This is a genomic window from Streptomyces sp. KR55, assembly GCF_052245645.1.
GTDB classification, from domain to species: domain Bacteria; phylum Actinomycetota; class Actinomycetes; order Streptomycetales; family Streptomycetaceae; genus Streptomyces; species Streptomyces flavusporus.
The window spans coordinates 1-12451 of the sequence record NZ_JBQQCE010000285.1 but is presented as its reverse complement, the minus strand read 5'-3'; the positions used below and the strand labels follow the sequence as shown (position 1 = coordinate 12451).

The window sequence follows — 12451 nt, the reverse complement described above, 5'->3', positions numbered from 1 at the left end:
TGCGCCTGGTGGGCGCACATCTGGGCGCGCTGGCCTCGCGGGACCTCAAGACGCGGTGCGCGGACGGTCTGGAGCACTCCACCGAGACGTGGGCGGCCAGGAAGCGCGCGCTGACGCCAGCCTCGTCTTCGCGCTGGGCCGGGGCGATCACCAAGGCGTCGCACGACCAGTGGGCGCTGGCCCGCCGCTGCCGGCTGGCCCACCTCCACAGCCTGGAGGCCGGGGTCGCCACGATCGCGCACCGGCTGGCGCAACCGGTGGGGCAGAAGGGATCGAAGAACGCGTCGGGCGGCTACCGCTCCCGGCGGGAGTGGTTCGCCAAGTCCCGCCGCCTGCACGTGCTTCAGGACCGGCTGGAGCGGGAACGGGCCGACCACAGGGCCGGGACCGTGCACGTGGCGCGCGGCGGCAAGCGGCTGGCCCGCACCCGCCACCACCTGCAGGCAGCACAGCTGACCGAGGCCGCATGGCGCGAGCGGGGGAAGTGAGTCTCGAGCAGGTCGTCGGCCAGCGGACGGGAACCCTTCGCGGGCTGCGGGTACCTCCGGGCACGGGACTGACCGGCAAGGTGCACCGGTCGGGCCGGGCGGAGTGGGTCGACGACTACTTCGGCAGCGCCGAGATCACGCACACCTTCGACCACTACATCGCCGCCGAGGGGGTCCGCAGGCTCCTGGCCGTCCCCCTCGTCCGGGAGGGACAGCAGCTGGGCGTCCTCGCCATCGGACCCCGCCGCGACGGGACCTTCGGCGACCGCGCAGTCGAACGCGCCTCGCAGGTGGCCACGCTGGCCGCGCTCGCCCTGTCGATCGCCGAGCGCGCCCGCCTGACCCGGGAGACAGCGGTCCACGAGGAGCGGCGGCGGCTCGCGGCGGATCTCCACGACAGCGTGGGTGCCCTGCTGTTCGCCATCGGCTCCGGGATGGCCAATCTCGCCGATTCCGCGAGCGCCGATCCCGATCTGCGGGCCCGGCTGGACCGCCTGCAGAGCCAGGCCGCTGACGCCACCACCGCGCTTCGCGAGTCCCTGCGCATGCTGCGCTCCTCCCCCGCCGCGCTGGCCCTCGGCGTCGCCCTGCGCGCCGACTGCGCAGCCTTCTCCGAGCGCACCGGCATCCCGGCCGAACTGGTCGTCCTGGACGAGGACCCACCCGAGCTGCCCGCGTCCCGGTCGGACGTACTCCTGGCCGCCGTACGGGAGGCTTTGTTGAACGTGGAGAAACACGCGCATGCCAGTGCGGTGACCGTGTCGGTCGGGCGCAGCGGCGGACTGCTGACCGTCGCCGTGCACGACGACGGCGTCGGGCTGGGCCCGGATCACGAACCGGGACTCGGCCTGACCAAGACCGCCGAGGCTTTCGGCCGGCTGGGCGGCTCCGTCCGCGTCGTCTCCGACCCGGACGGCGGCACGATCTGGCGGGCACAACTGCCATGCTGACGACCCGGCCCACACGCATCGTGATCGTGGACGATCACCCGGTCGTCCACGACGGCGTCGCGGCGCAACTGGACCAGTACCCCGACCTGGCCGTCGTCGGCCACGCCGAAACCGGCGCCGACGCCATCACGTTGTGCGCGCGGGAACAGCCCGACGTCGTCCTGCTCGACCTCCGACTCCCCGACCGCCTCGCCGCCGACATCGTCCCCGCGGTGCACCGGGTCAGCCCGCCCCGACAGCCGCGTCCTGCTCCTCACCGCCTTCCCCGAACACGCCGCCGTCGCACCGACGCTGGCCGCGGCCTACGGCCAGGCAGATACCGCGAACGTGCTGTTCGCCGTCCACCTGGACGCACTGGGCCGGGAGTCCGGGGTGCGAGCGTTCGCGGTGCATCCGGGCGAGGTCCTCACCGACCTGGTCCGTCACACTCCCCGGAGGAGATGATCGGGCTGGGCTGGATCGACGAGAACGGCAACGTGAGCGACAGCTTCAAGACGCCCGAGCAGGGCGCGGCCACCCAGGTATGGGCCGCGACCTCCGAGCAACTGAACGGCATGGGCGGCGTGTACTGCGAGGACTGCGACATCGCCGAGCCCGCCCTGCCCGGCGACGCCTCCTGGGTGGGCGTATGCGACTACGCGACCGGCCCCGCGCAGGCCGCCCGCCTGTGGGCCGTCTCCGCCGAACTGACAGGCGTCAACGCGTTCTGAGAGCTGTCCCAGTGGGCGATGCGGGTCAGTAACCCGCACCGCCCTCGGCAGGGCCCCCGTATGACGCTACGTCAGTTCGCGTGCGTTTCCCCGGGGTAGCGGACCCCGATGCTCTCGCGGGCGGCATCCAGCGTCGCCATGACCGCGAGGGTGCCGTCCAGGGGAACGAGCGGTGACTCGGTGGCGCCGGCACGCAGGCAGCGGGCCACCTCCAGGGCCTCGTGGAAGTAGCCGTTGCCCTGGGCGTTCGGCATACGGAACTCCTCCGGTTCGCGGCCCTGCCGGTGCAGGACGAAACCGTCGGCCCGGAAGAAGTCGCGGACCAGCTCGGTACGGCCGAGGGTGCCGTTGACCGACGCGCACTGCTGCGTCTCGGTTCCCAGTGAGCAGGAGAGCACGGCGACGGCCCCGCTGTCGTAGCCCAGCAGGATGCCGGTGTTGTCGTCGACGCCCTGCGGGTTGAGATGGGCCCGGGCGGATACGGCGTCGGGGGCCCCGAGGAACAGGTGGGCGAAGGAGACGACGTAGACACCCAGGTCGAGCAGGGCTCCGCCGCCCTGCGCCGGGTCGTGCAGGCGGTGCGTGGCCTCGTAGAGCACGGCGATGCTGAAGTCGGCGTGTACCGAGCGGACTTCACCGATCACGCCGTTCGCGATCCCCGGCCCGGCACACCCCAACGGGCGGGAATCAGGCTCGGCAGCAGACCGTGCCCCTGCTGGCAACGCGGATCAGCCCTTGTCGAGACCGCTCCCGGCGTTTCGGTCGAGGAGATCCGGAGCAAGACGGCGGCCGACCTGATGGTGGCCACCCCGCTTCCGGCGGCTGCGGCAGCGGGCGCCGTGCAGGGCCTCCGGTGAACAAAGCCGGCCGTGCGGACGCCGATGCTCGGCATCGGGACGAGCCGGTCAGGTGCCCGACTTTCTGACCAGCTCACGCACCTCAGGCGCGACCTCCTCGCCGAACCGCTGGATCGCGATGGGATCGTCGCCGGCCAGGATGTAACCGGAGATGCCGTGCTCGAGGGTGATCTCGGCGAGCTGTTCGGCCCACTGCGTGGGCGGCCCGCTGAGGGCTCCGGACCCGCCGGGTGTGAAGTGGTCGCCGATGTTGAGCAGCCGACGCACGGACGCCGGGTCACGTCCCGCTGCCTCGGCGCCCTCGTCGACGTAACGGTTGGCCTTGGCGAGCCCGGCAAGCCCGCCCTCGATGTAGCTCAGGCTGGGCAGCCATCCGTCGGCGACCCGGCCGACCAGTCGGAGGATCCGCGGCCGGTACGCGCCGACCCAGATGCCGACGTCGTGGGCAGGCGCAGGTCCCCGCTTGGCGCCCGCGACGCGGTACTGGGTGCCGTCCATCCGCACTCCGCCACGCGCTCCGGCGTCCCAGATCTCACGGATGATCGTGATGGCTTCTCCGAGGGCGTCGACGGACTCACCGGGGGTCAGCCGCCGCCCGCCGATCGCCTCGATCGCATCCCAGAACCCGCCTGCGCCAAGCGCCAGTTCGACGCGCCCGCCGGTCAGCAGGTCCAGCGTCGCGACACTGCGGGCGATCACCACGGGCTGGCGCATCGGCAGGTTCATCACGTTGGGCGCCAGCGTGATACGGCTTGTCGCCGCGGCGAGGTACGAGATCAGCGTCCAGGAGTCGAGCAGCCGGGGTTGATACGGATGATCCTGGAACGTGACGAGGTCGAGCCCGGCCTGTTCCGAGAGGCGGGTGAGCGCCACCACCTGCTCGATCTTGTCGGCACTCGGCGTGATGAAGCTACCGAAGAGCAACTCGTGCGGCTGCTTGGGCATTTTTGACCTTCCTCAGGTCGGCTGCTGGCCAGCGCCGAAGCGCGCAATCCACCTTAGTTGATGTGACAACCGTTTGGGAAGTGATCCCGGCGAGCCGGCGTCGGACACGGCTCGGGCGGCATCATGTGCGGGGCCGGTTCCGCATCCGCCGTTCCCCTCGCGGGCAGGGCAGCGAATGCCGCGCCGGGCGCCGCCGCCGGTTGCGGCCGGCACCGAAGCCATGTCAGTGCCGGCGGCCGGTCTACCCCTTCCCCGGCCACGACCGCGCTGGTGCGGCTGGTCGGCGACCCCGCAGACGCATCACGTCGTGCGAAAGCAGGCGGGGCGGACGACGACGGTGTGCAGCGGCCGGCGTGGATGGCCGACAGACCGACAGCGACCGCTCCGGCGCTCGCGTTCACGACGACTCCTCGTCCAGCCTCTTCACCACACGATCGGAGATCTCGGCCAGCATCCGCAGCTCCGCCGGCGTGACATGGTCCAGGAACAGCTCCCGCACCGCTTCCACGTGCCGCGGAGCCGCCGCCTCGATCGCCTCCCGCCCTGCCGGCGTGATCACCACAAACGCCCCCCGTGCGTCCTCAGGACACTCCTCCCGCACCACCAGCCCGCGGCCCGCCATCCGCGCGATGTGGTGGGACATCCGGCTCTTCTCCCACTCCAGCTCACGGCACAGATCCTGATAACGCTGCCGCCCGTCCGGCACATCCGTCAGACTGACCAACACCCCATAGTCCGCAGCCGACAACTTCGACTCGGCCTGCAACAGACGCGACAACCGGCCGACCAGCCGCTCATGCAACCGAACGAAGTCTCGCCACGCGTGCTGTTCCTCCGAGGTCAACCACTGCGCCGTCTCCTTCATGAAGACGAGTCTAAGGAGGAAGCGGCAGTGGCCGCCGAAGGTGGTGATCGGAGGGCCTGCGGCCACGATCTCAGGACGCTACGGGTCGCGACACCTGATCACGGAGGGCGAGTGCGAGACAGTCACGGTCACCGCCACGGCGCGGGCAGTGTCGAGGACGGCGCCGGGGCCGCTGTTCGTGGGGCGAACCAGCAGGTTGCGACCTCACGAAGTGTCCGTTCCTTCCATCCGGCCGAGGATGCGTTCGCAGAGGAGGGCAAGCGTGTCGAGCTCTTCGGGAGTGAGGGGGTCGATGACCAGCCGGCGTACGGTGGCGACATGTTGGGGCGCGGCCGCCTCGATGGCCGCACGGCCGGCGGGGGTGACGACCACGTGAACGCCACGTGCGTCCTCAGGGCACTCCTCCCGGGCCACCAGACCGCGTTTCACCATGCGGCGAAGGTGGTGCGACATGCGGCTTCGCTCCCACTCCACCGCAGTGGCCAGGTCCTGGAAGTGCCGCCGACCCTCGGCCGCGTCGGTGAGCGCCACAAGGACCACATAGTCGGAAAGGGACAGCTTCCCGTCGCCCTGCAGCCCGCGCGCCAGACTGTTGGGGAGCCTCTGATGCACACCGACGAAGGCGCGCCAGGCGCGCTGTTCGGACGGGCTGAGCCAGCCTGTTTTCTGTTCCATGCGAACTCATTCCATTCGTTAGTTGACACATCACCATTGCCACGTAATAGTTGACGTATCACGGAAGTGCGGCCACAACAACTACTTACGCGTTCCATACATTGAAGGAGATCCCCCGTGAGCGAGTTCCCGAAGACCGGCCTGGATGCCCTGCTGACGCCCGAGAACAGCGTCCTGGTGCTGATCGACCACCAGCCGTTCCAGTTCGCCAACCTGCACAGCCACGAGCCGACGATGATCGTCAACAACGTCGTCGGCCTGGCCAAGACCGCCAAGGCATACGGCGTCCCGACGATCCTGACCACGGTCGTGGAGGAGCGCGGCGGCCTCATCATCCAGGGCCTCCAGGACGTCTTCCCCGACCAGAAGCCGATCAACAGGACGACCCTGAACAGCTGGGAGGACCAGCGCGTGGTGGACGCCGTCAAGGCCACCGGACGCAAGAAGCTGATCATCGCCGGCCTGTACACCGAGATCTGCGTGGCCTTCCCCGCCCTGCAGGCGGCCGGGGAGGGCTTCGAGGTCTACGTCGTCACCGACGCCTCCGGAGGCGTCTCCGCCGAGGCCCACGACATGGCCGTGCGCCGCATGGTCCAGGCCGGGATCGTCCCGATCACGTGGATGGCCGTCCTCGCCGAGTGGCAGCGCGACTGGGCCCGCACGGACATCGTCGCGCCCGAGGACCTGGCGGCGCTCATGGGGTACTCCGGCGGCTCCGGTGTGGCGTTCGCCTGGGAGATGCAGCTCCTCAACACCCCCGTCCCCAACGAGACCACCCCCGGGATGTAAGGGGCGAACCGACGCCACGGGGCGGCACCAGCGCCGGTGCCGCCCCGTGCTCGGGCGCGGAGACTTTCGTGCATCCCTCCCCCATGCGGCTCCGTCGATGGCGCGGTGCCAGGGGCCATCGGTCGGCGGGAGGCACCCGTGTCCGCAGGGCACCGAATCACACCTGTTCAGTCCGTCGATCCAGAAGGCTGCCGCCATGACAACCGCGCCCGCCGTGCCTCTCGTTGTCCCGCTGGTCCCTCCGAAGCTGATCGCGACGGACCTGGACGGCACGCTGCTCCGCAGCGACGGAACGCTGTCGGACCGCACCCGGGCCGCCCTGGCCGCGGCCGAGCAGGCCGGAATCCGCGTGGTACTCGTCACCGGCCGCCCACCGCGCTGCGTACCGGAGTTGCTGGCCACCATCGGACCGCATTCCGTCATCGCCGCCAACGGCGCGGCCGTCTACGCCCCTGACGGAACCCTGGCGCACCTGTCCCCGATCCGGCCCCTCGCAGCCACCCGGCTCGTGACACACGTGCGCCGGGCCATACCCGGCGTCACTTTCGCGGTCGAGTACGACCGGGACTTCGGCCACGAACCGGCCCACCCGACCTGGTCGTTCGGCGAGGAAGCCGTCGAACTGGTCGGTGTCGCAGGGGAACTTCTCACCCGCATCCCGGGCAGGCCAGTGCTGAAGATCCTCGCCCACCACCCGACGCTGCCCCTCGACGACTTCTACGAGCGGGCACGACATGCTGCCGTCAACAGCGCCGAGACCACTCACTCCACCGGACTGTCGCTGGTGGAGTTCAGCGCACCCGGCGTCACCAAGGCAACCACCCTGATCGCGTGGAGCGACCGGCTCGGCATCGGCAGCCACGAAATCGCCGCCTTCGGCGACATACACAACGACCTGCCCATACTCACCGCGGTCGGCCACTCCTACGCCATGGCCAACGCCCATCCGGACGTCCAGCAGGCCGCACGTCACCGCGCCCCCTCCAACGACGAGGACGGCGTCGCCCAGGTCCTGGAAAGGTTCGTCGACGCGCTCGTACGCCAACCGCCCCGACGAACCCCCGCGTGACCCGTCGGTGACGGCGCCGCACGCAGCGGCAAGTTCGACGGGGTCATCTTCCACACCGACCGCGGCAGCGAGGGTGGATTCAACTGGTCACCGCCGTCAGCATATGAACTCGTTCCCAAAGACCGCTGACCGGCACATCTGACTGATACACCCAGTGCCACCTGCATCGCCCGAGTAATTGATCATTCGAGGGTCGGCATCTCCCTGAACCGCGCAGCGAGTTCGCTGCGGGAACGGATGCCCAGCTTGGAGTAGACGTGCGTCAGGTGGTACTGCACGGTCTTGACGGAGATGAACAGCTCCAGCGCCACCTGCTGGTTGGTCGCCCCGGACGCGACCAGACGGGTCACGGCCTGTTCCTGCGGAGTCAGTTGGGCCATGCCCGGGCTCAGGCGGACAGCATGCAGGCCACCTGCCTGCAGCTCCCGGTCACAGCGATCCACGTACGTGCGAGCACCGAGGGTGGCGTAAGCGTCGCGGGCGTTCCTGAGGACCGTGTCGGCCTCCCGGCGCTTGCCCGCGCGGCGCAGGGTCTGGCCGTAGGCGAAGTTGACCCGTGCACGGTCGTAGGGAAGCGGAAGGTGTTCCAAGTGGGCCAGGGCTTGCTCGAACTCCTTGCGGGCCGCGTCGACGTCCCCGCGCGCGGCGGTCAGCCGGCCACGAGCCAGACCGAGCCGCGCCTGCGCGGAACGGCGGCCGCGACGTGCGGCCCGCTCCTCGTACGGGGTGAGGAAGGCATCCGCCTCGTCAAGGCGACCGGTCATCACCAACGCGTTGGCATACACATCCGGCCAGGGCCAGAAGCCGGGCTCGTCGATCGACCTCCGTACAGGGAGCTGGACGACGGGCGTGAGAGCCTCGACCACCCGGTCGTAGTCGCCCCGCGCTTCGGCGACCTGAGCGCGAGCGAGGCAGGACGGGACCAGCATGATCTCGTAGTGGTGAAGGTCGGCGGCGGCCTCGCCCACATGATGATCGGCCGCGTCCCAGTCGCCGCGCAGCGCGTGGATCTGGGCACCGGTCCAGTGCACCATCGGACGAGCCAACTCGATGCGGACCTCAGCAAGTCGGGCAGCGGCCCGCTGCACTGTCTCCAAGGCTTCCGGCCAGGCCCCCAGTGCGAACTGCGTTCGGGCCAGCCAGCCCTGGGCCCACAGGGAGATGCGGGTGGAGCCCATCCGGTAGCCGGTGGGAACGGCCGCTTCGAGTCTGCGGCGAGCGGCTTCAGGGGCGTCCTGGGCGAGGTCCACCCAGCCCCGGCCGAGCTGGAAACGCTGGGGCTGGGCGCCGCCGGCAAGTTTGGCGGCTGCCACCTCATACGCGGCCAGGGCCTCCTCGGACCGGCCCATCGCCGCAAGTCCCAGACCGAGCACCGCCTCCGACTCGATGGCGGAGGGGTCGTCCGGATCTGCCAGCTCGATGGCCCGGCGGGCCCAGGCGACCAGGTCGCGCCCGTCCCAGCGGCCCAGAGCGTGCAGGACACGGCGCTGGCAGATCCTGGCCATCAGGTCCGGGTGGCGCTCGGGATCGCAGCGTTCCCAGGCGTCGGTCAGGAAGGCCTCGGCCTCCGACGGCCGTCCGCGCATGATGGCCAGGTAGCCGAGAACGACGTCCCGCAGGGTACCGGCCGGGAAGCTCTCCAGCTCCGCGGCGAAAGCCGCAGCCTGTGGTACGTCCCCGGCCCCGATCATGGCGTCGACCGCGCGCAGCAGCCGGTCCTCGCGCGCGGTGCGTGAAGCGCTCAGCCTGCCGGCCCGCACCAGGGTGTCGGCCACCGCGGACCACTCCCCTGCCGAGGCGCGCTCGCCGGCGTACCGGTCGAGTTCGTCGGCGAGTGTCTCGTCGGCCGTCGTGGTGGCGGCCACCCGGTGGATCAGCTGACGTCCGTGGTCCTCGGTGATCCCCGCCGCGCGACGGTGGAGTGCGGCCCGCTGGGTCAGGTCGATGCCGGTGAGCACGGCGGCCCGAACCAGGGGGTGGGCGAACGCCAGCTGTGCGCGACCGGGGTCGATGGTGGCCCTCAGCAGACCTGCCGCCCGTGCCTCGTCCACGGCGGGCAGAGGGTCGTCGACGCCGGCGAGCTCGGCGGCTTCGGCGAGCGTCGCATCGTCGCCGAGGACGGAGCAGGCCTCCACCAGGTGCTGGGCATGATCACCGCACTGGGCGAGCCGGTGGCGAACGGCCGCGGCGTAGCGGGCGGGAGCGGGCAGTTCGGGGCGCCAGTCGTGCCAGGTCTCGCCGGGCAGTTCGCGCAGCAGGTGGGTGAGGTGACGCGGGTTGCCCCGGGTGTGGCGACACAGGTGCCGGGCGGTGGGCAGGTCGAGAGGGAGGCCGTGGGCCTGGCGAGCGAGCGTCCTCACGTCCTGCGGAGTCAACGGCCCGGGGCGTACGGCGTCCCCCTGGCAGCCGTCGAGGAACTCCAGCGTCCGCAGGACGGGCTGGGGCAGGTCCTCGGGTGCCCGTCTCACCTCGTACAGTTCGTACGGTTCGTCCCGCGCGACGAGGATCACGAGCACCCGCTGGTCCGACATCCGGCGCACTGCGGAACGGATGGCGCGCAGGCTCTGGACGTCGGCCCAGTGGGCGTCCTCGACGACCACGATCACCGGTTCCCGCTCCTGCCGAGCGGTCCACTGGCGGGACAGCAGACGCCCCGTGTCCAGCACCGCATGCGGCGCCGCCGGGTCGGGCAGGTCGGGATCGACTCCCAGGGCTCGCACGAGCTGTTCGGCGATCCCGAGCGGCAGGTCCGACTCCCAGGACACCCCGGCGACGCGCAGCACGCAGGGTGCGGTCTGGCCGGAGTGTGCCCGGTGCTGGTGAATGACATGGTCGACGAGCGCCGACTTACCGATGCCCGCCGGCCCCTCGACCAGGATCAGCCGGGGGCTGCCGCCACAGGCAGCGCTGATCGTGCGGGTCAGCGCGGCGATCTCGCCGACCCGTCCGATCAGGCTTCGCTGCAGCTCAGGGCGGTCATTCATGTGTGAGCACGCTAGCACCGCCACCGGACCGGGAGCCTGCTGCGGAGGCAGCCGGAGCGGAGGCCGGTTCGGTCGACGCGCGCGGGACGAAGGAGGTCACGAGCGCTCCGAGAACAGCTACTCCCGCGAAGATGTAGAAGGCGTTCGAGGGTGGCAGGCCGGCACCCACCAGCGCCCCGCCGACGACGGGGCCCCCGATGCCGCCGAGGCGGCCGAATCCGGCGCACCAGGCGACGCCTGCGGCGCGGGCCACGGTGTCGTAGTAGTGGGACACGAAGCCGTAGATGAGGACCTGGGTGCCGATCGTGCCCACTCCGGCGACAGCCACGAGCACCAGGAGGGCAGGAAGGGGCAGTCCGAGCGTGAGCAGAGCCAGCGCGGCCGCAGCCAGTACGAACGTCATGACGATCATCCGCTGAGGGCCGGACCGGTCGGCGCCGCGTGAGGCGAGGAGGCCACCGACGATGGCCCCGCCATTGAGGGTGAGCAGGAAGACGAGGGAGTAGGACTTGCCGTAGCCGCTCTGGCCCATGATCTCGGGCAGCCAGGTGCTCAGGGCGTAGGTGAGCAGCAGGGCCGAGCAGCTCATCAGGCCGAGGAGGAGGCTCGCCAGGGCATAGCGGCGGGTGGCCAGTGCGGCAAACCCCACCTTGGGCTTCCCTTCGGCCTCGCCGGGGGCCGTGTCAGGCAGCGGAACTCCCGTCCGCTCGGAGACCTCATGGGCCCGCACGACGTGACCACGGGCGAGCAGCCACTTGGGCGACTCGGGCAGCCGCAGCAGGGCGACCGGCAGCAGCAGGACGAGAGGGGCCGCACCGAACAGGAACAGGGCGCGCCAGTCGCCGCCGTCGGAGGCGAGCAGCGCCAGGAGAGCTGCGAGGACGCCACCGGCGGGAACGCCGCTGTAGACGATCGCGTTGTACACATTGCGCCGGTGGGGCGGAGCGAACTCGGCGATCAAGGCGCCCGCGGTGGCCACCAGGGCGCCGACGCCGACGCCGGTGAGGAAGCGCAGGATGCCGAAGACGGTGATGTCGGTGGCGAACGAACTCAGCCCCATGGCGAGCGAGAACCACACGATGCCCACCAGCATGACGCGGCGCCGCCCTATGTGGTCTCCGACGGCCCCCGCGACCAGCGCGCCGACCATGACGCCGATCAGCGCGTACGAGCCGAGGGCGCCGGCCTGACCGGCGGTGAGGGGGCCGATCTGGCTCGGATCCCGCAGGAGGACAGGAACGACAGTGCCGTAGACGACGAGGTCGTAACCGTCGAAGACGAGAGCGACGAAGGCGATGGCGACGATCCAGCGCAGCGGGGCGCGGTGTCGTTGGTCAGTGGATCTGTGCTGTCGGGTGTTCATCGTGGTGACCCCATGTTCGGTGAGCGGATGGGTCTGTCTCCGCGGCCCGGTTGTGAAGGGGAGGAGACCGGGCGGCGGCGTACGGGAGCGCAGCGGTGAGGTGCATCGCGGGATGTGGGGGGTGCGAGGGACAGAGTGGGTCAGCCGAGGTCCCCGCCAGCGACTGGCAGGACTGTTCCGGTGATGTAGGACGCCTCGTCGGAGGCGAGGAAGCAGATGGCGGCGGCCTGTTCGTCGAGCGTTCCGTACCGCTTCAGCAGGCTCGAGGAGAGGGTCTGGTCGATGTGAGCCTGGAACCAGGCCTTCTCCTGCGCGGTCCGCCGGGGTGGCGTCCCCCGGGAGATCCTGCGCGGTGGCGCCTCGGTCCCGCCCGGCGCGGTGGCGACCACGCGCACACCGGCGTCGGCGTACTCGAAGGCGAGCGATGCGGTGAGCGCGTTGATGCCGCCCTTGGCCGCGGAGTACGGGATGCGGTGGATGCCGCGGGTCGCGGCCGAGGACACGTTGACGATCACGCCGCGGCCTTGCGCTGTCATCGCCGGAAGCACCGCACGGCAGGACCACAGCGTCGGCATCAGCGAGCGGGCGATCTCCGCCTGGATCTCCTCGGCGGAGAACTCGGTGAACGGCTTGAAGTTGATCGCGCCGCCGACGTTGTTCACCAGGACGTCGATGCGGCCGAGCAGTTCCACGGATTCGGCGATCGCGGACCGTGCCCCCTCGTAGGTCTCCAGGTCCGCGAGGACGGCGTGGGCC

General features: G+C 70.6%; 10 protein-coding genes and 3 pseudogenes. 6 read left to right on the top strand and 7 right to left on the bottom strand.

All coding sequences use genetic code 11. The features are described 5' to 3' along the window. The 4 genes and pseudogenes from ACTWQJ_RS33080 to ACTWQJ_RS33065 all read left to right on the top strand — a co-directional run. Nucleotides 1-479: pseudogene (locus tag ACTWQJ_RS33080) on the top strand (IS200/IS605 family accessory protein TnpB-related protein); the annotation flags it as partial. A gap of 5 nt (nucleotides 480-484) precedes the next feature. Next, nucleotides 485-1438, top strand: a complete 954-nt coding sequence (locus ACTWQJ_RS33075) for a GAF domain-containing sensor histidine kinase (RefSeq protein ID WP_443310188.1) — start codon at nucleotides 485-487, stop codon at nucleotides 1436-1438. Next, nucleotides 1432-1614 (top strand): annotated as a pseudogene (locus ACTWQJ_RS33070) (response regulator transcription factor); the annotation flags it as partial. The gene ACTWQJ_RS33075 and the pseudogene ACTWQJ_RS33070, both read left to right, overlap by 7 nt. 124 nt (nucleotides 1615-1738) lie before the next feature. Then, nucleotides 1739-2148, top strand: a pseudogene (locus tag ACTWQJ_RS33065) (oxidoreductase); the annotation flags it as partial. Nucleotides 2149-2219: 71 nt separating this feature from the next. Here ACTWQJ_RS33065 and ACTWQJ_RS33060 read toward each other — a convergent pair. The 4 genes from ACTWQJ_RS33060 to ACTWQJ_RS33045 form a co-directional block, all read right to left on the bottom strand. Further along, nucleotides 2220-2792 (bottom strand): Gfo/Idh/MocA family protein, encoded by a 573-nt coding sequence (locus tag ACTWQJ_RS33060; RefSeq protein ID WP_443310187.1) that lies wholly within the window; start codon nucleotides 2790-2792, stop codon nucleotides 2220-2222. A gap of 261 nt (nucleotides 2793-3053) precedes the next feature. Continuing rightward, nucleotides 3054-3950 carry an LLM class flavin-dependent oxidoreductase gene (locus ACTWQJ_RS33055; RefSeq protein ID WP_443310186.1) on the bottom strand — a complete coding sequence of 299 codons (897 nt, stop codon included), beginning with the start codon at nucleotides 3948-3950 and terminating at the stop codon, nucleotides 3054-3056. 397 nt (nucleotides 3951-4347) lie between these two features. Continuing rightward, nucleotides 4348-4815: a MarR family winged helix-turn-helix transcriptional regulator gene (locus ACTWQJ_RS33050; RefSeq protein WP_443310185.1), complete on the bottom strand. Its 468-nt coding sequence runs from the start codon at nucleotides 4813-4815 to the stop codon at nucleotides 4348-4350. 204 nt (nucleotides 4816-5019) lie between these two features. Further along, a complete protein-coding gene (locus tag ACTWQJ_RS33045; RefSeq protein WP_443310184.1) occupies nucleotides 5020-5490 on the bottom strand; it encodes a MarR family winged helix-turn-helix transcriptional regulator in 471 nt (156 codons plus the stop codon). Nucleotides 5491-5607: 117 nt separating this feature from the next. On the opposite strand from ACTWQJ_RS33045, the gene ACTWQJ_RS33040 reads away from it, so the two are divergent. Beyond that, a complete protein-coding gene (locus ACTWQJ_RS33040) occupies nucleotides 5608-6279 on the top strand; it encodes a hydrolase (RefSeq protein WP_443310183.1) in 672 nt (223 codons plus the stop codon). Between the two features lie 196 nt (nucleotides 6280-6475). Further along, on the top strand, nucleotides 6476-7348 hold the full coding sequence (locus ACTWQJ_RS33035; protein WP_443310182.1) for an HAD family hydrolase: 873 nt from the start codon (nucleotides 6476-6478) through the stop codon (nucleotides 7346-7348). A 182-nt stretch (nucleotides 7349-7530) separates the two neighbouring features. Here the strand turns inward: ACTWQJ_RS33035 and ACTWQJ_RS33030 are convergent, their stop codons facing one another. The 3 genes from ACTWQJ_RS33030 to ACTWQJ_RS33020 all read right to left on the bottom strand — a co-directional run. Beyond that, nucleotides 7531-10332 (bottom strand): helix-turn-helix transcriptional regulator, encoded by a 2802-nt coding sequence (locus ACTWQJ_RS33030; RefSeq protein WP_443310181.1) that lies wholly within the window; start codon nucleotides 10330-10332, stop codon nucleotides 7531-7533. Next, entirely contained in the window at nucleotides 10325-11695 is a 1371-nt protein-coding gene (locus tag ACTWQJ_RS33025; RefSeq protein ID WP_443310180.1) for an MFS transporter, read from the bottom strand. Before ACTWQJ_RS33025 ends, ACTWQJ_RS33030 begins: the two co-directional genes overlap by 8 nt. Before the next feature lie 140 nt (nucleotides 11696-11835). Beyond that, nucleotides 11836-12451, bottom strand: a 616-nt coding sequence (locus tag ACTWQJ_RS33020; protein ID WP_443310179.1) for a 1,6-dihydroxycyclohexa-2,4-diene-1-carboxylate dehydrogenase, incomplete at its 5' end; no start/stop codon positions are given.

Bases quoted from the DNA above. Each gene is read 5' to 3' on its own strand.
- ACTWQJ_RS33030 (WP_443310181.1), bottom strand. From the start codon at position 10,332: ATGAATGACCGCCCTGAGCTGCAGCGAAGCCTGATCGGACGGGTCGGC.
- ACTWQJ_RS33025 (WP_443310180.1), bottom strand. From the start codon at position 11,695: ATGAACACCCGACAGCACAGATCCACTGACCAACGACACCGCGCCCCG.
- ACTWQJ_RS33055 (WP_443310186.1), bottom strand. From the start codon at position 3,950: ATGCCCAAGCAGCCGCACGAGTTGCTCTTCGGTAGCTTCATCACGCCG.
- ACTWQJ_RS33045 (WP_443310184.1), bottom strand. From the start codon at position 5,490: ATGGAACAGAAAACAGGCTGGCTCAGCCCGTCCGAACAGCGCGCCTGG.
- ACTWQJ_RS33050 (WP_443310185.1), bottom strand. From the start codon at position 4,815: ATGAAGGAGACGGCGCAGTGGTTGACCTCGGAGGAACAGCACGCGTGG.
- ACTWQJ_RS33035 (WP_443310182.1), top strand. From the start codon at position 6,476: ATGACAACCGCGCCCGCCGTGCCTCTCGTTGTCCCGCTGGTCCCTCCG.